Annotated in this window: 18 protein-coding genes; 13 read left to right on the forward strand and 5 right to left on the reverse strand. The window is 54.3% G+C overall.

The genetic code is table 11. The features are described from left to right. Nucleotides 1-12 precede the first annotated feature (12 nt). Nucleotides 13-1,467: a decarboxylating NADP(+)-dependent phosphogluconate dehydrogenase gene (gnd, locus tag AACY82_RS05080; protein WP_339615700.1), complete on the reverse strand. Its 1,455-nt coding sequence runs from the start codon at nt 1,465-1,467 to the stop codon at nt 13-15. 208 nt (nt 1,468-1,675) lie between these two features. After that, nucleotides 1,676-2,803 carry a tRNA epoxyqueuosine(34) reductase QueG gene (gene queG, locus AACY82_RS05085; RefSeq protein WP_339615701.1) on the reverse strand — a complete coding sequence of 376 codons (1,128 nt, stop codon included), beginning with the start codon at nt 2,801-2,803 and terminating at the stop codon, nt 1,676-1,678. Nucleotides 2,804-2,958: 155 nt separating this feature from the next. On the opposite strand from queG, the gene AACY82_RS05090 reads away from it, so the two are divergent. From AACY82_RS05090 to AACY82_RS05145, 12 genes are all read left to right on the forward strand, one after another. Further along, nucleotides 2,959-4,452: an NAD(P)H-hydrate dehydratase gene (locus AACY82_RS05090; RefSeq protein WP_339615702.1), complete on the forward strand. Its 1,494-nt coding sequence runs from the start codon at nt 2,959-2,961 to the stop codon at nt 4,450-4,452. Beyond that, a complete protein-coding gene (gene tsaE / locus AACY82_RS05095) occupies nt 4,445-4,921 on the forward strand; it encodes a tRNA (adenosine(37)-N6)-threonylcarbamoyltransferase complex ATPase subunit type 1 TsaE (protein WP_339615703.1) in 477 nt (158 codons plus the stop codon). The genes AACY82_RS05090 and tsaE overlap by 8 nt, the downstream gene beginning before the upstream one ends. A 35-nt stretch (nt 4,922-4,956) precedes the next feature. Further along, nucleotides 4,957-6,333 (forward strand): N-acetylmuramoyl-L-alanine amidase, encoded by a 1,377-nt coding sequence (locus AACY82_RS05100; protein WP_339615704.1) that lies wholly within the window; start codon nt 4,957-4,959, stop codon nt 6,331-6,333. Between the two features lie 22 nt (nt 6,334-6,355). Then, nucleotides 6,356-8,227, forward strand: coding sequence for a DNA mismatch repair endonuclease MutL (gene mutL, locus AACY82_RS05105; RefSeq protein WP_339615705.1), 1,872 nt, complete (start codon nt 6,356-6,358; stop codon nt 8,225-8,227). 35 nt (nt 8,228-8,262) lie between these two features. Continuing rightward, the gene (gene miaA / locus AACY82_RS05110) at nt 8,263-9,207 is read left to right on the forward strand and encodes a tRNA (adenosine(37)-N6)-dimethylallyltransferase MiaA (protein ID WP_339616062.1); all 945 of its coding nucleotides are present in this window, start codon (nt 8,263-8,265) and stop codon (nt 9,205-9,207) included. A 104-nt stretch (nt 9,208-9,311) separates the two neighbouring features. Next, nucleotides 9,312-9,581, forward strand: a complete 270-nt coding sequence (gene hfq / locus AACY82_RS05115; RefSeq protein ID WP_339615706.1) for an RNA chaperone Hfq — start codon at nt 9,312-9,314, stop codon at nt 9,579-9,581. Between the two features lie 20 nt (nt 9,582-9,601). Then, nucleotides 9,602-10,927, forward strand: coding sequence for a ribosome rescue GTPase HflX (gene hflX, locus AACY82_RS05120; RefSeq protein ID WP_339615707.1), 1,326 nt, complete (start codon nt 9,602-9,604; stop codon nt 10,925-10,927). Between the two features lie 147 nt (nt 10,928-11,074). Next, nucleotides 11,075-12,232, forward strand: coding sequence for an FtsH protease activity modulator HflK (gene hflK, locus AACY82_RS05125; protein WP_339615708.1), 1,158 nt, complete (start codon nt 11,075-11,077; stop codon nt 12,230-12,232). Beyond that, the gene (gene hflC / locus AACY82_RS05130; protein WP_339615709.1) at nt 12,232-13,107 is read left to right on the forward strand and encodes a protease modulator HflC; all 876 of its coding nucleotides are present in this window, start codon (nt 12,232-12,234) and stop codon (nt 13,105-13,107) included. Before hflK ends, hflC begins: the two co-directional genes overlap by 1 nt. 223 nt (nt 13,108-13,330) lie before the next feature. Further along, nucleotides 13,331-14,506 (forward strand): ATP phosphoribosyltransferase regulatory subunit, encoded by a 1,176-nt coding sequence (locus AACY82_RS05135; RefSeq protein WP_339615710.1) that lies wholly within the window; start codon nt 13,331-13,333, stop codon nt 14,504-14,506. 56 nt (nt 14,507-14,562) lie between these two features. After that, the gene (locus AACY82_RS05140) at nt 14,563-15,858 is read left to right on the forward strand and encodes an adenylosuccinate synthase (protein WP_339615711.1); all 1,296 of its coding nucleotides are present in this window, start codon (nt 14,563-14,565) and stop codon (nt 15,856-15,858) included. A 359-nt stretch (nt 15,859-16,217) separates the two neighbouring features. Continuing rightward, complete coding sequence (locus AACY82_RS05145) at nt 16,218-18,848, forward strand: sulfatase-like hydrolase/transferase (protein ID WP_339615712.1); 2,631 nt, start codon at nt 16,218-16,220, stop codon at nt 18,846-18,848. Here the strand turns inward: AACY82_RS05145 and AACY82_RS05150 are convergent. Both AACY82_RS05150 and AACY82_RS05155 read right to left on the reverse strand, forming a co-directional pair. Continuing rightward, nucleotides 18,845-20,155, reverse strand: a complete 1,311-nt coding sequence (locus AACY82_RS05150; RefSeq protein ID WP_339615713.1) for a type II toxin-antitoxin system HipA family toxin — start codon at nt 20,153-20,155, stop codon at nt 18,845-18,847. The two genes, AACY82_RS05145 and AACY82_RS05150, sit on opposite strands and share 4 nt — an antisense overlap. A gap of 16 nt (nt 20,156-20,171) precedes the next feature. Beyond that, nucleotides 20,172-20,531 (reverse strand): helix-turn-helix transcriptional regulator, encoded by a 360-nt coding sequence (locus tag AACY82_RS05155; RefSeq protein WP_339615714.1) that lies wholly within the window; start codon nt 20,529-20,531, stop codon nt 20,172-20,174. A 290-nt stretch (nt 20,532-20,821) separates the two neighbouring features. Here AACY82_RS05155 and AACY82_RS05160 point away from each other — a divergent pair, with 290 nt between their 5' ends. After that, on the forward strand, nt 20,822-22,390 hold the full coding sequence (locus tag AACY82_RS05160) for a phospholipase D family protein (RefSeq protein ID WP_339615715.1): 1,569 nt from the start codon (nt 20,822-20,824) through the stop codon (nt 22,388-22,390). Nucleotides 22,391-22,437: 47 nt separating this feature from the next. Here the strand turns inward: AACY82_RS05160 and AACY82_RS05165 are convergent, their stop codons facing one another. Then, complete coding sequence (locus AACY82_RS05165; RefSeq protein WP_339615717.1) at nt 22,438-23,070, reverse strand: hypothetical protein; 633 nt, start codon at nt 23,068-23,070, stop codon at nt 22,438-22,440. Nucleotides 23,071-23,180: the final 110 nt, after the last annotated feature.

The raw sequence follows: 23,180 nt of genomic DNA on the forward strand, positions 1-23,180 counted from the left end.
AGACGTCCGACTTTACACGTCGTAAGTCGTAGACGCCGTATCTCCACCACGACCGGTCCAGTTGGTGTGGAAGAATTCACCGCGTGGCTTGTCTAAACGCTCGTAGGTGTGGGCGCCAAAGTAGTCGCGCTGCGCTTGCAGTAAGTTGGCGGGCAAGCGCTCGGTGCGGTAGCCGTCAAAGTAATTCAGTGCTGCGGTTAAGCAAGGCACAGGTACGCCGTTGGTAATGGCGGTGGCCGCCACGTTGCGCCAGCCTTGTTGTGATTTAACCACTACATCTTTGAAGTAATCGTCCAGCAATAGGTTGTTAAGCTCTGGGTTCTTATCGAAGGCCGCTTTAATGTCGCCCAGGAAAGCCGAGCGGATAATACAGCCGCCGCGCCACATCAGGGCGATGCCGCCGTAGTTTAAGTGCCAGCCAAACTCTTTCGCCGCTTCGCGCATTAAAGTGTAGCCCTGTGCGTAGGAAACGATTTTAGCCGCCAGTACCGCTTGGCGCAGGTCTTCAATAAACGCGGCTTTATCGCCGGTGAAGTTCTTCGCGGGGCCGGTAAGTACTTTAGAGGCTTCTACGCGCTCGTCTTTAAGCGCTGAGATGCAGCGGGCAAATACCGACTCGGCAATTAGAGTCAGAGGTACGCCAAAGTCCAGTGCGACAACACCGGTCCATTTGCCGGTGCCTTTTTGGCCGGCGGTGTCGAGGATTTTCTCAACCAGTGGCTCGCCGTCTTCGTCTTTGTAGGCCATGATGTCGCGGCTGATTTCAACGAGGTAGGAGTCCAGCTCGGTGTTGTTCCACTCGGCAAATACCTGGTGGATTTCATCGGCGCTCATGCCCAGTAGTTCTTTCATGATTTGGTAGGCTTCACACAACAACTGCATGTCGCCGTACTCGATGCCGTTGTGCACCATTTTGACAAAGTGGCCGGCGCCATTTTCACCAACCCAGTCGCAGCAAGGTGAACCGTCTTCAACTTTGGCCGAGATGCCTTGAAAAATAGGCTTAACATATTCCCATGCCTCGGGGGCGCCACCGGGCATAATGGATGGGCCAATGAGTGCGCCTTCTTCGCCACCGGATACGCCGGCACCAATAAAGTGAATGCCTTTCTCGCGCAGGTATTCAACGCGGCGGTTGGTGTCGGGGAAGTGGGTGTTACCGCCATCAATAATGATGTCGCCTTTGTCCAGATGCGGGATCAGTTGCTCGATAAATGCGTCAACCGGTGCGCCGGCTTTTACCATCAGCATAATTTTGCGGGGCTTTTCGAGCGATGCTACCAGTTCTTCAATCGATTCGGCGCCGCGAATGTTTTTGCCCGCTGCGCGACCTTCAATAAAGTTGGTGACCTTGTCCACAGAGCGATTGTACGCCGTTACTGTGAAGCCTTTGCTTTCCATGTTGAGGATAAGGTTCTCACCCATAACGGCGAGACCGACTAAACCGATATCAGACAGTGTTTTCATAGCGGACCGTATTTTTCAGTGGTTAGTATAAGAGAGCTGTGTGACCGGTTAACGCCGTCAGGTGTTGCTGGGCATTTGCGGCTGGGCCACAGAGGGCGGCAATTGTACCCGAAAATCTGGGCTTTTGCTTGTCAGGGCCTATTTTTATTGACTATGACGGCAATAGTGAAGGGTTAATAAGACCTTGAAACCGGTTGCTTCGGGGGTGTTATCGCTTACTGGACGGCTGTTTGATTTTACGCCGCCGGCGCCGGTTGGGGTTGGCCTGTTGCGCAAGGGCCCACTGGATGTGTTCATCGACCATGGGGCTAACATGGCCCAGTGCCTGCTCGAGGGCGGTGATAATGTCTGCTTGTGAGGGCGCATTGCCCAAGCCGATGGCGAGGTTGCGCTGCCAGCGCTCAAACCCGATTCGGCGAATGGCCGAGCCCTCGGTGTTTTTTAAAAACGTCGCCTCGTCCCATTTAAACAACGTGAGCAGGTCGGTGTTGTCCAGCCCGTGGCGCGGTAAAAAGTCGGGCTCAAGGGTAGGCGTGGCGTATTTGTTCCAAGGGCATATGGCCTGGCAATCGTCGCAGCCGAATACCCGGTTGCCCATAGGCTCGCGAAACTCCTCGGCAATCGCGCCTTTGTGCTCGATGGTTAAATACGAGATGCAGCGCCGGGCGTCCAGTGTGTAGGGCTCGGGGAAGGCGTCGGTGGGGCAGACTTTTAAGCAGGCGGTGCAGTCGCCGCAGCGGTTGGGCTGCTCACTGACATCGATCGGCAGTGGCAGGTAGGTGTAGAGTTCGCCCAAAAAAAACCAACTGCCGACCTTATCGTTGAGTATTAAAGTGTGTTTGCCGGTCCAGCCCAGGCCAGCTTTATCGGCCAGCGGGCGCTCCATGACCGGGGCGCTATCTACCAGCGCGCGCATTTGTTGATCGCCCTTGGGCTTTAATTCATCGGGCAGGGCGCTTTCAATTTTGTGCCCCAGCGTGGCTAGGCGCTTGCGAATTAATTTGTGGTAGTCGCGCCCCAGTGCGTAGCGAGAAACGTAGGCTTTTTCGGGGTTTTTAAGCACTTTTATTTGCTGCGTATCGCCGGGCAAATAATCCATCCGCGCTGAGATGACTCGCAGTGTCCCTGGCACTAACTCGGCCGGGCGCGAGCGCTTATTGCCGTGTTCGGCGAGCCACTGCATATCGCCCTGATAGCCTTTTGCCAGCCATGCCTGTAGCGCACGCTCCTGTTGGGCGAGGTCGGTGTCGGTGATGCCCACCTGCTGAAAGCCCAGCTCGCGGCCCCAGCGTTTAATATCGCGGGCAAGTTGCTCCCAATCAAAGGTGGTGGTCAAAATAGTTCTCGTTGGCGTCCGTTGGGCGGCATGTTGGTTGTTGCATAGTGTTGCTTGCGTGCATCCCCTATAATGGCGTTTTTACGATACGGGCTGGCGTTTTGTCGGCTTATTGTACTGATTTTTGTCCCAACTTTTGCGGGTTTCCCTATTTTATGAGTGCCATCACACGATCGACCGCGCTTTACACCGCCGCTCAAGTGCGCGCCCTTGACAGCGCGTTTATCGCCAGCGGCGTACCGGCAGCGGCACTAATGAAGCGCGCCGGCCGCGCCGCGTTTGAATTACTGCTAGAGCGTTTTAGTGAGCCAGACGAGATTACGATTTTTGCCGGCGCGGGCAATAATGCCGGCGATGGCTTTGTGGTGGCGGCATTGGCCGCGACACGCCGTATACCGGTTACCGTGGTGCTGTTGGGCGAGCCAGAAAAATTCAGCGCCGCTGCGCGCGCCGCTTACGAATACGCCCGCCAAGAGGGCGTGGTCATGATGCCGCCGGGCCCCGCGCCCACCAGCGGCGTAATTGTCGATGGTTTGCTGGGCACTGGTATAAGCGGTGAGGTGCGACCCGAGTATCGCAAAGTTATCGAGCAGATTAACAGCACCCCATTACCCGTGCTGGCACTGGATATCCCCTCGGGCCTGTGTGCCGACACCGGTGCCGAGCTGGGCGTGGCGATTAACGCCGATATTACCCTGACCTTTATCGGTAAAAAGCGCGGCCTGTTTACCGGCCGTGGCCCAGCCCTGAGCGGCGAGCTGGTATTTGATGATTTAGCCGCGCCCGATGAGATTTATCACGAGGTTGAGGCTACGGTTTGTCGGCAAGATTTCGCGAGCTTGCGAGCCACCCTGCCCGAACGCCAAGCGGATGCTCACAAAGGTGATTTTGGTCACGTGATGGTAATCGGTGGCGATGTGGGCCACGGTGGCGCCGCAATGATGGCCGCCGAGGCCGCGGCGCGCGGTGGTGCCGGTTTAGTGAGCTTGGCCACAAGGCCCGAGCACGTGGCCGCCATGCTGGCGCGCCAGCCCGAGGTAATGGCCTGTGGTGTTATTTCGGGCCAAGAGCTCGAGCCGTGGCTGGCTCGCCCGACCGTATTGGTGGTGGGGCCGGGGCTCGGGCAATCGCCTTGGTCTGAGCAAATGCTGCAGCAGGCGTTGGCCACCGACTTACCCTTAGTACTGGATGCCGACGCATTAAATTTAATTGCTAAGGGCCGTCTGTGGCCAGCGGGTAAAACCCGCGACAACTGGCTGCTAACGCCGCACCCAGGTGAGGCGGCGCGCCTGCTTGGTTGTGAGAGTGCGGAGGTACAAGCCGAGCGCTTCGCCAGTGTACAAAAGCTGCAACAACAATACGGTGGCGTCGCGCTGCTAAAAGGCGCAGGCACGTTAGTGGCCGGTGCCCAGCGGCCGGTTAACATTATTGGCGGCGGCAACCCCGGTATGGCCAGCGGCGGTATGGGCGATGTACTAAGCGGTTTGCTGGGGGCGCTGTTAGCACAAGGGCTAAACGCCTATGACGCGGCCAATCTGGGCGCCAGCGTGCACGCCCATGCTGCTGATTTGGCGGCGGCCGATGGCGGGCAGTTGAGCTTGCTGGCAACGGACATTCTGGCGTATGTGGGGGAGCTTTTAGGTGACTGAGTGGTCTACCTGGCTGGCTGACGAGTCGGCGACGGTCGCGTTTGGCGAGTGCTTGGCTGAGCAGCTAGCACATTGCTCAGGCTGTATTAGCGTGCACTTAGATGGCGATTTAGGTGCGGGTAAAACCACCTTGACGCGCGGCGTGTTGCGTTACTTTGGTCATTCAGGCGCGGTTAAGAGCCCGACCTATACGCTGGTTGAAGGCTACGAGCTGCCTGCGCGTACGGTGTACCACTTTGATTTGTACCGTTTGGGTGACCCGGAAGAGCTGGAGTATATGGGCATTCGCGATTACTTTGCCGACAATAGCCTTTGCCTGATTGAGTGGCCCGTGCGCGGCGCCGGTATTTTGCCGGAGCCGGATCTAACCGCTGCGCTCAAGGTGCAAGCGGGGGGGCGTCTTGTTATGCTGGAGGCGCATACCGATACTGGTGCGGCGGTGCTGGCCGCAATGCCTGCACGCTCTTAAACCGCTACTTCTTTTAAACACTAAAAAACGATGATATGCCGCGAACCATTTTGACACTACTTAAGCCCCTGCGGGCGCGTCGCTTAGGCCAGCTACTACTAGCGTGTGCCTTGTGGTGGCCGCTATTGGGGCAGGCAGTAGATGTCGACAGTGTAAGACTTTGGCGCGCACCTGATCACACCCGCTTAGTGTTTGATTTGTCTGGCCCGGCGCAGCACACCTTATTTACCTTAGATAACCCCGACCGGGTAGTGATTGATGTGAGCAACACGCGCTTTAAGGCCGATTTAGCGTCACTTAACTTAAGCGAAACCCCTATTAAAGAAATTCGCTACGCACCGCGTGATGGTAGCAACTTGCGGGTGGTGTTGGATTTATCGACCAAGGTGAACCCCGACAGTTTTTTCTTGCAGCGCCAAGCGGGCGCGGCCGATCGCTTAGTTGTTGACCTAAAAGATCGTGGCCCCACAAGTGCTGGTCCGCCGTCGCCGGTAACTCAGCCGCCAGAAGAGGCGAGCGGCAGTATGCGCGATATTATTATCGCCATCGATGCCGGTCACGGTGGCGAAGACCCGGGCGCCTCCGGCCCCAATCGGCTGCGCGAAAAAGACGTGGTGTTTAAGATCGCCCAAGAGCTGGCTCGTGCGATTAATAATCGGCCGGGTTATGTGGCTAAATTAGTGCGCACCGGTGATTACTACGTGGCCCTGCGCGAGCGGCGCAATATTGCGCGTAAAATGCAGGCTGACTTGTTTATCTCGATTCACGCCGATGCCTTTACCAAGCCCTCGGCCAAAGGCGCCTCTGTGTTTGCCTTGTCGCGCCGCGGCGCCACCAGTGAGATGGCTCGTTTTTTAGCGCAACGAGAAAACGAGTCGGATTTAATTGGCGGTGTCGGCAGTGTTAGCTTAGAGGATAAAGACGAAGTGCTGGCCGGTGTGTTGGTGGATTTATCCATGACCGCCACGCTGGGCGCAAGCTTGCAAGTGGGCGATTACGTTTTAAAGTCTATGGGACAGGTGGCACACTTGCATAAGCATCAAGTCGAACAGGCGGGCTTTGCGGTGCTTAAATCGCCGGATGTACCGTCTATTTTGGTCGAGACGGGGTTTATCTCAAACCCTACCGAGGCTAAAAACTTAGCCAGCAGCCGTTACCGCACAAAATTGGCGGCGCAGTTGCTTAAAGGTATCGAGCAGTATTTTAATCAGTTTCCCCCCGCAGGCACTTACTTGGCCAACAAAAAGTTTGGTCCGGGCGGTGGCGTGACGGAATATATCATCGCCCGCGGTGATACCTTAAGTGAGATCGCCAAACGTTTTAACGTGAGCGTGAGCCAGCTAGAGCAGCTGAATAATCTGAACTCTCAAACCATCAAGGTGGGGCAAACCCTACGGATTCCCACCTCTTAAACGGCAGTAACTCTTATTTATTATGGCTAAAATTAAGCTATTAAGCCCCCGCCTTGCCAACCAGATAGCCGCCGGCGAGGTGGTCGAGCGGCCGTCGTCCGTGGTGAAAGAACTACTAGAAAACAGTCTTGATGCCGGCGCGACGCGCTTGGATGTCGAGGTTGAAGACGGCGGCGTTAAATTAATGCGTGTGCGCGATAACGGCTTTGGCATTGATAAAGAAGATCTCGCCATGGCGCTATCGCGTCATGCCACCAGTAAAATTATGGACTTGGACGACCTTGAGGCGGTGGCGACGTTGGGTTTTCGCGGTGAAGCGCTGGCCAGTATTAGCTCTGTGGCGCGTTTGGCGCTCACTAGCGCCACCGACGAGACCGGTGCCGGCTGGCAAGTGATGGCCGAGGGCCGCGATATGGAGGCCGAGCTTTCACCCGCCCCTCACCCGCGAGGCGCCACTGTCGAGGTACGCGATTTATTTTTTAACACGCCCGCGCGCCGCAAGTTTTTACGCACCGAAAAAACCGAGTACAACCACTTAGAAGATGTGGTTAAGCGCCTGGCACTGTCGCGCTTTGATGTGGCGTTTACTTTGCGTCACAACGGCCGGGCGATTCACAACTGGCGCCCCGGTGTCGGGCAAGCCGAGCGCGAGCGTCGAGTGGCCCAGGTGTGCGGCCCGGCATTTATGGACAACGCCGTGCACTTGGATATCGAGCGCGCTGGTTTGCGTTTGTGGGGGTGGGTGGCGCTGCCGACCTTCTCCCGCTCGCAGGCTGACTTACAACATTTTTTTGTGAATGGGCGCTCGATTCGCGACAAGCTTGTGAGTCACGCGGTGCGCCAGGCGTACCAAGATGTGCTGTATCACGGCCGGCACCCGGCCTATGTGCTCTATTTGGAAGTCGACCCCGCGACGGTGGATGTTAATGTTCACCCCACCAAGCACGAGGTGCGCTTTCGCGATGGCCGCACGGTACACAATTTTATTTTTAGCTCGTTGCACCATGCCCTAGCCGAGGTAACGCCGGGCGCCATGCTCGAGCGCGAGCGTGCCGAGGCGGAAAAAATCCCCGATAACGCCGCCGGGCAAATGTCGCAGCAGTCGGCCATGGCCTTGTCGGGGCGTTCATTCGAGCAGCCGCGCCCCGACGGTGATTGGCGGGCCAGCTACTTTCCTGCGGCTATGGGTGAGGGCGCTGCGGGCGTGGCCGAGGCGCAGCCTCAGGGTTACTCGCCAGCCACCGGTGGTGGCTATGCCCCTAGTGCATCGGTGAGCCGCTTGGCGGATATTGATGATGCTGAAGGCGAGGTGCCGCCGCTCGGTTTTGCTATCGCGCAGCTTAAAGGCATTTATATTCTGGCCGAGAACGCTCAGGGTTTGATCATCGTCGATATGCACGCGGCCCACGAGCGTATTACCTACGAGCGCATGAAGACCTCATTTGCCGAGGGGCGGATTCAGGCTCAACCCCTGTTGGTACCGGCAACTCTGGCGGTCAGTGAAAAAGAAGCCGCTTGCGCCGAAGATAACCCAGATACTTTTGCCGCGCTGGGTTTTGAGCTGCAGCGCGCGGGGCCCGAGTCTTTGTTGATTCGCCAAGTGCCCTCTATTTTGCATGGCGCCAAGGTGGATCAGTTAGTGCGCGATGTGCTGAGCGATTTAATCGAACACGGCGCCAGCGAACGTCTGGGGCAGCATGTGAACGAGATTTTATCGACCATGGCTTGTCACGGCTCGGTGCGTGCTAACCGGCGCTTAACCGTCCCCGAGATGAACGCGCTACTGCGCGATATGGAAGCCACCGAGCGCAGCGGTCAGTGTAACCACGGTCGTCCGACCTGGACGCTGCAGTCGCTGGATGAGCTGGATAAGCTCTTTATGCGCGGGCAATAATAGTGAGCGATTACAAACCCCAAGTGCTTTTTTTAATGGGGCCCACCGCCTCCGGCAAGACAGATTTAGCAATCGGTTTGCGCGACCACTTGCCGGTCGAGCTGGTGAGTGTGGACTCGACCTTGGTGTACCGCGGTATGGATATTGGCACTGCCAAACCCAGCGCCGCCGAGCAGGCCGCCGCACCGCACCGCTTACTTGATATTCGCGATCCAGCTGAGCCTTACTCGGCGGCGGACTTTGTCAGTGACGCCGAGCGCGAGATTGCCGATATTCACGCCGCCGGTCGTATTCCGCTGCTGGTCGGCGGCACCATGCTGTACTTTAAGGCGCTGCTGGACGGCTTGGCGCCGATGCCAGCGGCTGACTCCGCCGTGCGTGAGCGTATTGAACGAGACGCCCGCGAGCACGGCTGGGAGTCTGTGCATCGCCAACTGGCCGAGGTCGACCCTAAAATGGCCGCCGAGATTCACCCGAATCATTCCCAGCGGTTATCCCGGGCGCTTGAGGTGTACCTAAGCTCAGGGCAAACCATGACCGAGCTGCGTGAGCAGCAGGCGCGCGAGCGAGGCCCGGTTTTTACCGATCGATTCAATTTGACCCAGCTGGTGATCGCGCCGCGCGATCGCAGCGTGTTGCATCAACGTATTGAGCGGCGCTTTAGCGCCATGATGGCGGCCGGTTTAGTGGCCGAGGTCGAGGCGCTGTATCACCGGGGCGACTTACACAGCGAACTTCCCGCGATTCGCGCGGTCGGTTATCGTCAGGTGTGGGACTACCTCGATGGTCGCCTCGGTTACGATGAAATGATCGAGCGCGGTGTGATTGCCACCCGGCAACTGGCCAAGCGTCAATTCACTTGGTTGCGTGGTTGGGAGGGGGCAAATTGGCTATTTAGTCAAAATATCGATGGAAAAGCGTATTCTCGTGAAGAAATTATACGATTTAGCTTGAATTTCATGCCATCGGGGGCCATATAATATAACTGTGAAAACCCTAGTCAGTTTTTCATGCTTATCATCGCCCCCTTTCAGATCGATCTGAAAGACTTAGGCGTATATTTATTATCTAAAGGAGAACAAAAATGTCAAAAGGGCACAGCTTACAAGACCCTTACTTGAACGTGCTGCGCAAAGAGCGGGTTCCAGTATCTATTTATCTAGTGAACGGTATTAAGCTGCAGGGCCAGGTCGAGTCATTTGACCAGTTTGTGGTGCTGCTGAAAAATACGGTCAGCCAAATGGTGTATAAGCACGCCATTTCTACGGTTGTTCCGTCGCGCGCTGTTCGTGTGCCGCTGCTCAACCCCGCCGAAGGCGAGGGAGAGGGTGACGACGAAGGACAGGGCGAATAACCAACCTTTGAGGTAAGTCATTGTTTTTTGATCGTCCCGATTCAGGTGAACTGGCGGTGCTGGTTCACTTGGATATCTCTAGTGGCCAAGAGCCCGAAGACCCCCGCGAATTTGAAGAATTAGTCCTGTCAGCCGGTGGTGACCCTGTCACCATGGTGTTTGGTTCGCGCGCGCGTCCCCACGCCAAATATTTTGTCGGCACGGGTAAGCTGCAAGAGCTGCAAGAGCTGGTGATTGAGCACGAGGCTCAGCTAGTGATCTTTAACCACACCCTCAGCCCCTCGCAAGAGCGCAATCTAGAGCAGGCGTTGGAGTGTCGGGTGCTGGACCGGACCGGCCTGATTTTGGATATTTTTGCCCAGCGAGCCCGTACCTTTGAAGGCAAATTGCAGGTAGAGCTGGCGCAACTTAGGCACATGTCGACCCGTTTAGTGCGCGGCTGGACTCACTTGGAGCGCCAAAAAGGCGGTATTGGTCTGCGTGGCCCCGGTGAGACTCAGCTGGAAACCGACCGTCGTTTATTGCGCGGCCGTATTAGCACGATCGAGAAGCGCTTATCTAAAGTGCGTACCCAGCGTGAGCAGGGCCGCCGCGCTCGTCAGCGAGCGGCGATTCCGACCGTGTCACTGGTGGGTTATACCAACGCCGGCAAGTCGACGTTGTTTAACCGCATTACGGGCTCCGATGTCTTTGCCGAAGATCAGCTTTTTGCCACGCTCGACCCGACCATGCGGCGAGTCGAGCAAGATGATATTGGCGCGATGATCTTGGCCGACACCGTGGGCTTTATCAGCCATTTGCCGCACAAACTAGTGGAGGCCTTTAGGGCGACGCTGGAAGAGGCGGCGAGCTCTAACTTGCTGCTCCACGTAATCGACTCGGCCGCCGATGAGCGCATGCACTATATCGAGCAAGTTGACGAGGTGCTGGACGAAATTGGCGCTTCGGAGCTGCCGCAAATTCGGGTTTACAACAAAGTGGACCTGATTGGGCTGGAGCCTCGCATTGACCGAAATGATACCGGCAGCCCTGTCGCGGTATGGCTATCGGCGCAAAGCGGCGCTGGCTGTGAGCTGTTGCAACAGGCGATATCTGAGCTATTGGGTGAGGAGATCATTCAGGGTGAGTTGATTTTGTCTCCCGCTGATGGTCGCCTGCGCGCCCGGTTATTTGAGCAAAACGCCATTGGCGGTGAGCGCTATCGCGATGATGGCGCCAGTGTGCTGACGTTGCGTATCCCGGCGAGCGATTTATTGCGTATTTTGAGTGCTGTTGATGTTCAGTTTGACCAGCTGCGCTGGGTCGAGGACGTAGAGCCACCCCAGCAGTTGGCAGAAAACTTCTAAAGCCGTTTGTAAGTGCGTGAGTTCACCCCTAACGCGCAGTATTTGCTAGAATCCAATGGCACATAAGAAAACCGAATTTCCAGGTAAGCACACGGGGCGGGTTAGCCCTTTGTGCTTACCTTTTATTTTAATAACTGGAGTAAACCTATGGCCTGGAATGAACCGGGAGGCGGCGATAAAGACCCTTGGGGTAACCGCAATGGTAATAAAGGCGATGGCCCGCCGGATTTGGATGAAGCCCTGAAAAAGCTACAGGAAAAGCTCAGCGGCCTGTTTGGCGGTTCGGGCAAAGGTAATAACGGCAGCGGTGGCAGTAGTAGTGGCAGCTTTAGCACCTTGATTATTGCCGTATTGGTGATAGGTGCGTTGCTTTACTTGTTTGCCGGTATTTATCAGGTTGATGAGAAAGAGCGCGCCGTGGTGTTGCGCTTTGGTGCCTTTCACGAGATTAAGCAGCCGGGGCTGGGCTGGAATGCGCCCTTGGTTACCGAGGTCTTTATCGAGAACGTGACCGAAGAGCGCCAATACCCAAGCCGTGGCTTGATGTTGACCGAAGACGAAAGCATTGTTGAGCTGCCGATTACCGTGCAGTACAACGTCAACGACGTAAAAGCCTATGTGTTGAATGTTCGCGACCCCGAGGTGAGCTTGCGTCATGCGGCTGATTCGGCGCTGCGTCACGTGGTGGGTTCGACCGAGCTTGAGCAAGTGTTATCTGAAGGTCGTGGCAAAATAGCCGACGAAGTGGAAGCGCGCTTGCAGCAATACCTCGACAGTTACGGTACCGGTATTTTAGTGCGCGACGTCAATATTCAAGAGGGGCGCCCGCCCGAGGAAGTGCGCGCTGCCTTTGATGATGTGATCAAAGCTAAAGAGGATGAAGAGCGCCTTAAAAACGAAGCACAAGCCTACGCCAATGGCGTGGTGCCCGGTGCTCGTGGTCGCTCGCAGCGTCTGCTAGAAGAGGCTGAGGCCTATCGCGCCGAGGTAACCAGTCGCGCCGAAGGTGAAACTTCACGGTTCTTGAACTTGTTGGCTGAGTATAAAAAAGCGCCAGAAGTGACTCGCGAGCGTCTCTATATCGAGGCGGTTGAACAGGTGATGGGCAATGCCTCTAAGGTGTTGGTCGATGTCGAAGGTGGCAATAACATGATGTACTTGCCGCTGGACAAGCTGATGCAAGAGGGCGCTAATGCCAGTGGCCCTGCGCGGGCAACGCTCACGCAAGATCAATTGCGCCAGATCAGTGACTATGTGTCGCGCCAGCTTGGCCGTGACAACAATACTCGTCAGGGGGTGCGCTAATGTCTAATCGTTCATTTTTAGGCTTGATTGCCGTTGTCATCCTGCTTGCGGTGGGCGCCAACAGTGTGTATATCGTATCCGAGTACGAGCGTGCGGTAGTGCTGCGCTTTGGTCGCTTGATTAACCCTGACGTGGCACCGGGGCTGCACGTCAAAATTCCGTTTGCTGACAAGTTGCGTAAATTTGATGGCCGTATTTTGACTACCGATGCTCGTCCTGAAAGTTTTTACACCATTGAAAATAAGCGTCTGATTGTCGACTCTTACTCTAAATGGCGGGTGCAGGATGTGCAGAAGTATTACAAAACCACCGGTGGCGACGAAACGGTTGCCGCCAGCCGTTTGGCCAACCGGGTTGCCGATGTGCTGCGTAACCAAGTCGGTGGGCGCACTTTGCACGAGGTGGTCTCAGGTAAGCGCGACGAGTTGATGCACGAGCTGACCGTCGAACTCAACCAAACCGCCAATGAGCTGTTGGGTATTGAGGTGTTGGATATTCGCGTTAAGCGCATCGACCTGCCCGAAGACGTGAGCCAATCGGTGTTCGACCGGATGTCTGCCGACCGCGAAAAAGAAGCCCGTGAGTACCGCTCTAAAGGTGCCGAGCAGGCCGAAGTAATTCGCGCCGATGCCGACCGACAAGTGGCAGTGCTTGAGGCCAATGCTTATCGCGATGCCGAAAAGATCCGCGGTGAAGGCGATGCCACTGCCGCAGCGACCTTTGCCGAGGCCTATCAGCAAGATGCCGACTTCTACGCTTTCGTCCGCTCATTAACGGCTTACAAAAACTCGTTTGCCAATAAGAGCGACCTGATGGTGGTGGACCCCGAGAGTGAATTCTTTCGCTACTTGAAGGATCCACAGGGCACAAAATAGGCGATTTATCGCTCAACATTTGCCACGGAAAGATGGTAAAATCCCCCAGCCGGGCCGTAAGGCCCGGTTTTTTTGTGTCAGGAGAGTGGTCTCGCACCGATCAATCTGACGAGCGCGGTGTGTTTGGTGTTTGCCTGCTGCCGCTGCCTCATCTGTTAAACCCTTTTTTGCCTGCGGTTTGAATGCTGCTGGCTGAACGTAAAACGAACCGACAGAGTCTGTTATGACTTACGCCGATCGCTGGCTGTTGCCTGATGGGGTGGAAGAAATCCTCCCTGCCGAGGCACGGCCGATAGAATTATTGCGCCGCAGGTTGCTGGAGCTTTACCGCACCTGGGGTTATGACATGGTGATTCCGCCCCTGCTGGAATACACCGATTCACTGCTTATTGGCCTGGGCCGCGATGTGGATTTGCTGACCTTTAAGGTCACCGATCAGCTCAGTGGGCGCACCCTGGGTATTCGCGCCGATATCACCCCGCAAATTGCCCGTATGGACGCTCACAGCTACAAGCGCGATGGCGCTAACCGCTTGTGTTATGCCGGCCATGTGGTGCACACCAAACCAAAAAATCCGCTGGCGACCCGCACCCCGATTCAAGCCGGTGTTGAGCTATACGGCGAGCCGGGTTTACCGGCCGATGCCGAGGTCGTATCGCTGCTGGCCGAGTCACTGCGCACGGCGGGTTTGCCCCGTTTGCACATCGATTTGGGCCATGTGGGCATCTACCGCGCGTTAATGGCTAAAGTGGATGTAGAGCCGGCCCTCAAAGACGCCTTCTTTGCCATGCTACAACGCAAGGCAGTAGCCGAGATCGAGCAGTGGGTGGCTGACAATATCAGCACGCCAGCTATCGCAAAAGTGCTGCTGGCGCTGCCCGGCTTGGCCGGCGGCCGTGAAATTCTGGCCAATGCTCGCGCCCTTTTTGCCGCCGTGGCGAGCGATGCGGTTACCGCAGTTGATCAGCTGGCCGGTATTGCCGATGTGATCGAGCAGCGCTACCCCGAGGTTGAGCTGTACTTTGATTTGGGTGAGCTGCGCGGTTACCACTATTTAACCGGGTTGGTGTTTGCCGCTTTTGCGCCCGGCTACGGCAACCCCATTGCCAGCGGTGGTCGCTACGATCACATTGGTGAGGTGTTTGGTCGCCGTCGTCCTGCTACCGGTTTTGCGGTGGATATTACTGCGCTGTCCAAGTTGGGCTTGCTCAGTGCCGATAAGGGCATTTTGATCGGCGTGGTAAACGATGGTAGTGATGCACAGTGGGCCGCTATTGGCGCCTTGCGGGCCGAGGGTGAACGCGTGGTTAGCGCAGAGTCGCGCGCTGCATTAGCCGGCCTTGGTTGCGATCGAGAGTTGGTTAAGCAAGACGAACAGTATCGGGTGGTAGCGCTTTAAGCTGCCGCTTGGTGCTTCATTGAATTTACATTTAGTTTAGAGAGTAAGGCCAAAACATGGGCAAGAATGTCGTGGTATTAGGCACCCAGTGGGGTGACGAAGGTAAAGGTAAAATCGTCGACCTGCTGACCGATCAAGTGTCGCTGGTTTCCCGTTTTCAGGGCGGCCACAATGCCGGCCACACGTTGGTGATTGACGGTAAGAAAACTGTTTTGCACCTTATCCCCTCTGGCGTCTTACGCGAAGGTGTAACCTGTTTGATTGGCAACGGGGTGGTGCTCTCGCCCGAGGCGCTGTTTAAAGAGTTAGCCGAGCTGGAAGACGGCGGTGTGCCGGTGCGTGAGCGTTTGCGTTTGTCGCCTGCCTGCCCGTTGATTTTGCCTTATCATATTGCCCTTGACCAAGCTCGTGAGTTAAAGCGCGGCAAAGATAAAATCGGTACCACCGGCCGTGGTATTGGCCCCGCTTACGAAGATAAAGTCGCCCGCCGCGGGTTGCGCCTTGGTGACTTGCTCGACATGGAAAGCTTTGCCAAAAAACTTCAGGATGTGATGGAGTTTCACAACTTCGCGCTGACCGAATACTACAAAGTCGATGCGGTGGACTACGAGGCCACCCTTGAGCAAGTTAAGGCGTGGGCTATCGAGCTTAAGCCGATGATTGCCGACGTGACTGATATTTTACATACTGCGCGCGAAGAAGATCGCAGTATTTTGTTTGAGGGTGCGCAGGGTTCGCTGCTAGATATCGACCACGGCACTTATCCGTTTGTGACCAGCTCTAACACCACCGCTGGCGGTACCGCTACCGGTTCTGGTTTTGGTCCGCTGTATCTTGATTACGTTTTGGGTATAACCAAGGCTTACACTACCCGTGTTGGCTCTGGCCCTTTCCCTACCGAGCTTGATTGTGAAGTTGGCCGTCACTTAGGTGAAAAAGGCCACGAGTTTGGTGCCACCACTGGCCGTCAGCGTCGCTGCGGTTGGTTTGATGCGGTTGCTGTGCACCACGCCAATCGCATCAATAGCGTAACCGGTATATGCTTAACCAAGCTCGACGTACTGGATGGTTTAGAGACCGTTAAAATTTGTATTGGTTATCAGGATTTAAACGGTAACCCCATGCCGATTCCGTTTGATGCGGATGGTTGGGACCGCGTACAGCCAATTTATGAAGAGATGCCCGGCTGGAGCGAATCGACATTTGGTGTTCACGCCCTAGAAGAATTGCCGCAAAATGCGCGCAACTATATTAAACGCCTAGAAGAGTTGTTGCATACACCGGTGGACATTATCTCTACCGGACCGGATCGGGTAGAGACTATCGTGCTGCGCCACCCGTTTGCCGAGTAAAAGATAGCGCTTAAAAAGACATACGGTGCAAACCGAATCGGCTGTCTTTTACAGTAAAAAGCCCGGGCTGTTGTCTCGGGCTTTTTTTAACCGTTATAAAGGGCATTCGGTTTTGGAGTGCCACCGCTTGGCTCTAGCAGGTATTGCGTGCCGTTTCGCCTATCAAGCGACAAAATCGTGCCACTCTACGCCATCGGGCTGATAAGTTGGCGGTAATCTGGTATGTTTCGCTAGCCTTTTCATAATTCTGTTACATAAATATTGTAGGCGGGCGATCAAATTGCCTACCGCATTTGCGCGCCTAGTAAAAAAACGGCCGAGATCGGTCGCTAGCAGCAATAATAACGAGATCGTGTTTTATGGATGAAAACAAAGAGGCGGACGTGACTCCCCCCGGTTCTTCGCTTGCGCTGATGCCGTTACCCAAAAGGTATGGTTTGTTTGGCGTGCTCGCGCTTATGCAAATTTTGTTGGTTGCGAGGGTCGCTTGGCAAGCCGATTGGTCTTGGTTGCAGTTTTTTAATACCGCTGCGATTTCGGCTTTTTCTGTCGTGGTATTTTTTTTACTCTGGTACTCGGCGCTATCACAGCTGCGTTACCGCTGGACGGGGACGGTTACAAAAGCTGTGATTGCCATCTATGCGCTGCTGCTGGTTTACCACTGGTTGCGACTTGAGCCCTTATCTTTTTTGATCGTCTACAAAAACGGCGCCGACTTGTTGACCTGGGAGGCGGTAGATTACCTGCTTAGTAATGCTTCTGTTGTGGGGTGGGTCGCGCTGCTGGCGGCCGTGTTTGTGGTGATCTGGCTGTTTCGGCGTTATGAGATGGTTGGCTCGCCTCTGCGGTACCCTGCTAAGGTGCCGGCCCTTATTGTCCTTTTACTTTTAAATATCGTTTCTGTGGCGGCCTTCTCGTCCTCTCGTAACGAAATTGTCGAATTCAGTGCCTCGGTGTACCGCTATTTTCAATATGATGACTCGGACTGGAATGATCACGAACCTTATCCGTACTTAAAAAAGTCGGACGGGGCGAATGATCATTTTGATGCCGATTTTGCCCCCAACGTGTTTGTGGTTATGTTGGAGTCGTTTAGCGCTGAGTATATTGATAAGGTCGAAAATGGGCAGTCGGTTACCCCGTTTTTTAATCGCTTAAAAGATGAAGGGTTATACGTAAATAACTTTTTTAGCGCCTCGGTCGAGACCAGTAAAGGCCAGTTTGCGACTCTGTGCTCTGTGTACCCCAGTTACCGCACCAATGTTTTTACCAGTTACCCTGATAACAATTTTCATTGCTTGTCACATATTCTGCAAGAGCGTGGCTATACCACGGTATTTATGAAGGCGTTTCACAGCTTGGGTTTTGAAAATACCGGAGATTTTGTGGCCGCTAATGGTTTTGAGTATGCCCACGGGATGGACGGCAAGTTTGTAACCCCGCAAGAGCGCAAGCAGTACAAGATAGGGTGGGGGATAAGAGATGATATTTTTTATCGCAAAACGTTCGACTACCTTGACTCGCTAGAGAAATCTAACAGAGATAATCCTAAGCAAAAGAGCCCGTTCTTTGTCACAACCATGAGCGTGACAAATCATATGATGTTTGATGATATCCCGCCTGAGCATCGGTATATCCACGCTAACCCGCAGTCGCATCAAGATAATTATGCCAATTCGATGTACCTGACGGATCAGTATCTTAAGGTGTTTTTTGAGGAGTTGAATAAACGCGACTATTTAAAAAACAGCGTGGTTGTGGTGCTGGGAGACAACGGCTTTCCGATGGGCCAACACAACAATTACCACAATACCAAAACGGTGTATAACGAGCTTTTTAAAACACCTCTGCTCGTTTGGTGGCCGGGGCATGTTAAGCCCAAGGCTGTTACGAATACGGCCAGGTCGCAATTGGATGTGGCGCCGACCGTGACGGATTTACTTGATATTGATACCAATCATCACTTTGTGGGTGGCAGTGTCTTACGTACACCGGCAGACGACTATTTTGTGCCCTTGATTCAGCCCTTTGACGGGACGTATCTCGCATCACTGCGGTATCCCTATAAATACGTGAAGCACTTAAAAACGGGGAAAGAGTCTTTGTTTGATCTCCGCCAAGACCCGCAAGAGCGCACTGACCTGATGGCTGAACGAGAGTCGCCGGACACCCCGCTGCCTTGGGGTGTCCCCCTGGCGAGTTTGCGGCACGACGTTCAGGTGTTAAAGCGCAACGAGGCTTTGCTGAAAGAGGACCGCATTTACCCGTCTGGCGAGCGGGACAATGTCCGAGTGGTTTTTACGGCGAACCGTATTGGCGAGGGCCAACCGCTGATTTATCGGGTGTTAGGCGACACAGATGGCGTCTCGGTGGCGATCACCCTTGAGCCTTATGTTAAAGCAAAAGGAACAACCTTTTTAGCGGATGTGTCGCGCTCTGAAACAGAGGTTTTTGCGGTTGCCGCCGAGCGCTTTGAGCCGGGCGTTAGCCGGGTGAGCTTTGAGGTTTATGTCGACGATGAGCTAAGTTCTACCACCTCGGGTGATGTTTTTGTCAGTACCGGGGAGGTTAGGTTATTGTCAGACCTGGGGGCACAAGGGCAGCAAGACTGGGGCTCGCTGCATACCAACCGCAGCGTGCGTGGTGGCCCGTTAAGAGTGGCGGGTAACTCTTATGGTTTTGGCCTGGGTACACACGCGAGCAGTGACTACCGCGTTAATTTAGATCGCGACTATGAGATGCTTTATATTGCTTTTGGTCTCGATGACGAATCCGCTTGTGGGAACGGTGCTAAGTTTAGAGTGTTTGCCGACGGAGAGGCTATTTACATCAGTGAGCGCATTAAAAGTGGTGAGTTTGATTCGGCACTGTTGAATGTTGCCGGCCATAGTCACTTGCGCCTGAGCACACGCAACTTGGGCAATGGCGCCTGCGATCATACTAACTGGATTAATCCAGTGCTGTTTCGTCAGAACCCAGCGGCCCTTTAGCGTGGCAGGTTTGAGTGCCTGAGGTTAAGGCTAACTTCGTCTCGCAGTGAGGTAAATACCCCAACCTCTTCGGCTAACTCGGGCCAGCGTTTGACGCTGTTAATGACCTCATCGATAACGGCGTTGGCTTGCTGTTCGCTAAAACGGGTAATCAGTGTAGCCACTTGCAACAGATCGTGGCGGGTAAAATGGTCGCGCTTACCGTTGATGGACATTTGATGGCTATTAACCCACGGGGAGCCTGGCTTGTAACTGTAAGCGATGTCGTAGCCGGGCGCTAAACGCCAGTTAAAGTCGTCATCGACAAAAAAGGCGGTGTTTTTTGTGTGGTCATCATGGTTGCGAGCTATCACATTAAATACCATGCGGCGATAAATTTGCTTTTGCTCAGGTATCGTCAGGTTCAGCTGCCGGGCGACCGTTAGTAGCTCTTCGTAACTGAAATAACCGGGCTGCTTATAATCGGCATGCGCCATCGCGCATAGTGTGAGCATGTGATATTTTTGGTTGTTCTCCCGGTCAAAGCGCTTGGTCATAAAGTGGCTGCGGCCATTCTCCGTCAGAATTTCGCTGGGGGCCATGTCTATGCCGCAGTTGCGCGCCATCTGGTAGTAGGCGTACTCCATTAAGCCGTAGCCTTTGGGGTCACCAAAAGTTTCCCGGTCAGCGTGGTGCTCGACCACGCCATCAAATTTTAATAGGTAGTGCTCAAAGCCGTCTGGTGCATCTACTTGCCCGGATACAATGTGTGTCCGCGCTCTATTGATGGCGATTACCGCTTTGGGGCGGGCGCCGCCAGCTGAGGTACCCACTTGCAGTAGGTGTGTCATCGCGCCGCTGTTGTATGCGGTAACGTCTAGATCATTGCGGGCATTTAGAACCTGCTGCGCCAGGGTGACCAGCTCTGAAAGCTGTAAGTTGTTGGCTTGGTTATTAAATGGGTTGATGGCGGTTTGGTACTCTAAGGCGCCCATACCCCGGGTGCCTGTGTAGAGTAATCGGTCGATGGCGCTGAACTGAGATTTGTCCAGCCCTTGGCGGGCCAGCCAGCTATTAATAAGGGCGTTGCCAAAGTCATCGGGAAGAGAGTCGGCAAAGGCGGCCGGCAGCCCTCGGAACGTGTTTGGCGAAAGCGCAGGAAACTGATACACCGCCGCTGTAAGCGGCATGTAAAGTGGAGCGATAGAGAACCCCTCTGCAAGCCATGAGCGCTCGTACTCAAACGTTGCATAAGGTGAGTCGTCGGTATAGGCGAGGGTGCCGACATCGACTCCCATAAACTGTACTTTGCAGGCATTGGCCACCATGTTTTTGCCTTCTCCTTTATTGGTCCCGGGTTTTTAAGCGCTGGCGAGCGGCGAGCCGTTCGCCGACTCCTGCAGAGGGCTCCCTGATGCCCTCTGCGCTAGACTGGGTTTGACGCCAGACATCGGTAGGTCGAACCGTGGGCTGGGGTATCAGCGAGTCTAGGTTTTCTAATAGGTTGAGTTGGCGTAATAGGGTCAGCAATACCATAACGCTGCAGCTGCCCTTTTTGAGGTTGCGGTAGGTTTTGGGGGTAATATCAATACGCGCAGCCATATCGGCCTGAGTAATTTGCAAGGCCTTGCGGCGCGCTTCAATGCGGGCAAACAATTGCTCGGCAATGACTTCGTCGGTCATGGCGGCGCTAATTTTTTTCATGGGTAGTAATATACCTTATTTTAGCGATTAACAGGTTTAAGGGTATTATAGTACCTCTTTTGTACAAAGTTTACATTTTGGGTCTTATTTTACTCTTTTTGTTTATTTTAGATTTTTATGGGTAATATTTTACCTTTCTTGGTGGGCATTGTCTTTTGATACAAGCTATTTGAGTTGAGAGTGTAGAAATAGCCGGCAAAGCTCTGGTGAGAGCCTTGTTGCCTGTAGATGCGGCATCTATGATGGTTAAATGAATGTTGCAAATAATTTGGGCCACAAGGATTGCGCGCATGATCATGGTTCTACAGTCAGGAGTGACTCTGCGATGTTTGCTAATAGGTGGTTTAGTGGTGGCGCTTAGTGGGTTTACGGGCTGCAGCTCGGCGCCAGATCGTAGCGGTATTGCGAAGGGGTACGCCGGTGAGCCGCCCACTGACACTGACCTGGCTCGATGGGTGTCACAGCTGCGTGACAATAGCACGGCTATAGAGGGGGACTCGGGTGTTCATTTGTTGGGCGCCGGTACCGAGGCCTATGCGGCGCGTTTGGCCTTGATTGCTGCGGCTAGCGAGAGTATTGATGTGCAATACTACTTGTTTCACCAAGATGCGACCGGGACAGTTCTAACGTGGTCTTTGTGGCAAGCGGCAGAGCGTGGCGTAAAAGTACGCTTGTTATTAGATGACCTGGAAAAGCGCCCCGACGATTTTCCTATTAATATACTCGATGCCCACCCTAACATTGAGGTACGGCTGTATAACCCGTTTTACCGTCGCAGCGGCCGTGCATTGCAAATGTTGGGGCAGTTTGCCCGGCTTAACCACCGCATGCACAATAAATCGCTAACCGCCGATAACCTTGCGACGGTAGTCGGCGGGCGCAATGTGGGCGATGAATACTTTGACGCTAACAAGCGAGTTAATTTTGGTGACCTCGATGTGCTTGCGGTAGGCCCTGTGGTGAGCGAAGTCTCCAGTGCATTTGATCGCTATTGGAACAGTGAGTTGGTGTATCCCTATCAAATGCTCACGAACAACGGTGGCGTAGAGCAAGGTGATAAAGCCCGAGCCCAGGCCCAAGTCGAGCAGAGTATTACGGCGTTGGAAGGTAGCCCTTATGCCGATGCATTGGTCGACTCGGAAATTGCTAAACACTTAAAAGATGCCAGCCTAAGCATGGCATGGGCGCCTATGGCCCTGTGGGTTGATAAGCCCGATTTGGTGGCCATGAATGCGCGCGAGAGCGGTGGTACTTTTGTGATCGACCGCTTGCTGACCTTGTTTGGCAATGCAGAGAAAGAGCTGTTTTTGGTGTCGCCTTACTTTGTGCCACGTAAAATTGGTACCGAGCTGCTTACCGAGAAAGCTGAGGCTGGCGTTAAGGTGACCGTTGTTACCAATGCATTGGCTGCGACCGATGTCGTCGCGGTACACAGCGGCTATGCTAAGCGGCGTAAAACATTGCTTAAGCATGGCGTTAATGCCTATGAGATTAAAGCCTCTCCCGATGTTGATCCAAAGGCATGGAGTATTGAATCCAACTCGAGTTTGCACGCAAAAACCTTTGTGATTGATCGGCGCTGGGTGTTTGTTGGCTCATTCAATCTCGATCCGCGCTCCGCTTGGCTCAACACCGAGATGGGTATTTTGATTGACTCGCCCAAGCTTGCCGAAACCATGCTGCACAACATGCAAGAGATGATCGATAAAGTGGCTTACAAGGTAGAGCTGGCTAATGACGATTTAGTCTGGATCGATACCTTTAATAAAAAACGTTACGACACAGAGCCTAATGCTGGCTGGTGGCGGCGTTTTAGTGCTGGGTTTATGAGTTTTATGCCGGTGGAAGCGCAGCTATAACAAAAAACTTAGCCGGCGTTGAGAGCGCCGGCTAAGTTATATTCACGTTACTTTTTACGCTTCTCGGGGCGACGCCATTCGTCGCCCTGTTTGCAGAATGAGTAATCTCCCCGCGAGTGCGCGCCATTTTTATCGGTCAGTTCGATACCGGTGAGCCGGCAACGGTTGCCCTGCTCGTCAGTGCTGGTATTGAGTGGCGTTAAACGGGCGCTGTGTCCTTCGTATTGCCACTGTCTCGCTTCGCCATCCTGATTGTTGTTTAGCGTGTCGCTTAGAGTTGTACTTAGGCTGTCCCAATCGCTGCGACTAAAGTTGCTGGCCGCTGTTTTGGTTACCACCCACTTGCCATTTTGTTGGCACACATCGGCGTGATAAAAGTCGCGGCGATTTTCGTCGTTGCGTAAATCGACAATGGCATTGCGACATTCGGTACCATTGTTGCGGTAGCTGTATTTGATCTTAACCCGGCCGCGTAAGTTTGATGTGTCAGACTGCCAATTGATGGTGCGTAAGTCGGGTGTGGTGTTTAGGGCTTCGCCAATACGCTCTTTAAACGACGACACCTCAGCGGCACTGAGCTCGCTGATAACACTGCGGTTCATAAATTGGAGGTTGGCGCCAAAGGCGGTGTTGCCTGCGAGCAACAGTGTCAAGCCTGCAATGAGACGGCGGTTGTTCATAGGTACTCCGAGACTAATCCTTGTAAGAAACAGGCGCGTAAGTAGTGAGCGTTTTGGCCATGCTACACTGACGCTGCCAAGCATTAGCTTATGATAGCGTGAACCCGCCG

The organism is uncultured Gilvimarinus sp., from assembly GCF_963972205.1.
Classification (GTDB): domain Bacteria; phylum Pseudomonadota; class Gammaproteobacteria; order Pseudomonadales; family Cellvibrionaceae; genus Gilvimarinus; species Gilvimarinus japonicus.

Bases quoted from the DNA above. Each gene is read 5' to 3' on its own strand.
- AACY82_RS05090 (WP_339615702.1), top strand. From the start codon at position 2,959: ATGAGTGCCATCACACGATCGACCGCGCTTTACACCGCCGCTCAAGTG.
- AACY82_RS05155 (WP_339615714.1), bottom strand. From the start codon at position 20,531: ATGAAAAAAATTAGCGCCGCCATGACCGACGAAGTCATTGCCGAGCAA.
- AACY82_RS05145 (WP_339615712.1), top strand. From the start codon at position 16,218: ATGGATGAAAACAAAGAGGCGGACGTGACTCCCCCCGGTTCTTCGCTT.
- gnd (WP_339615700.1), bottom strand. From the start codon at position 1,467: ATGAAAACACTGTCTGATATCGGTTTAGTCGGTCTCGCCGTTATGGGT.
- AACY82_RS05135 (WP_339615710.1), top strand. From the start codon at position 13,331: ATGACTTACGCCGATCGCTGGCTGTTGCCTGATGGGGTGGAAGAAATC.
- hfq (WP_339615706.1), top strand. From the start codon at position 9,312: ATGTCAAAAGGGCACAGCTTACAAGACCCTTACTTGAACGTGCTGCGC.
- AACY82_RS05100 (WP_339615704.1), top strand. From the start codon at position 4,957: ATGCCGCGAACCATTTTGACACTACTTAAGCCCCTGCGGGCGCGTCGC.
- AACY82_RS05150 (WP_339615713.1), bottom strand. From the start codon at position 20,155: ATGGTGGCCAATGCCTGCAAAGTACAGTTTATGGGAGTCGATGTCGGC.
- mutL (WP_339615705.1), top strand. From the start codon at position 6,356: ATGGCTAAAATTAAGCTATTAAGCCCCCGCCTTGCCAACCAGATAGCC.
- AACY82_RS05140 (WP_339615711.1), top strand. From the start codon at position 14,563: ATGGGCAAGAATGTCGTGGTATTAGGCACCCAGTGGGGTGACGAAGGT.
- miaA (WP_339616062.1), top strand. From the start codon at position 8,263: ATGGGGCCCACCGCCTCCGGCAAGACAGATTTAGCAATCGGTTTGCGC.
- AACY82_RS05160 (WP_339615715.1), top strand. From the start codon at position 20,822: ATGATCATGGTTCTACAGTCAGGAGTGACTCTGCGATGTTTGCTAATA.
- hflC (WP_339615709.1), top strand. From the start codon at position 12,232: ATGTCTAATCGTTCATTTTTAGGCTTGATTGCCGTTGTCATCCTGCTT.
- AACY82_RS05165 (WP_339615717.1), bottom strand. From the start codon at position 23,070: ATGAACAACCGCCGTCTCATTGCAGGCTTGACACTGTTGCTCGCAGGC.
- hflK (WP_339615708.1), top strand. From the start codon at position 11,075: ATGGCCTGGAATGAACCGGGAGGCGGCGATAAAGACCCTTGGGGTAAC.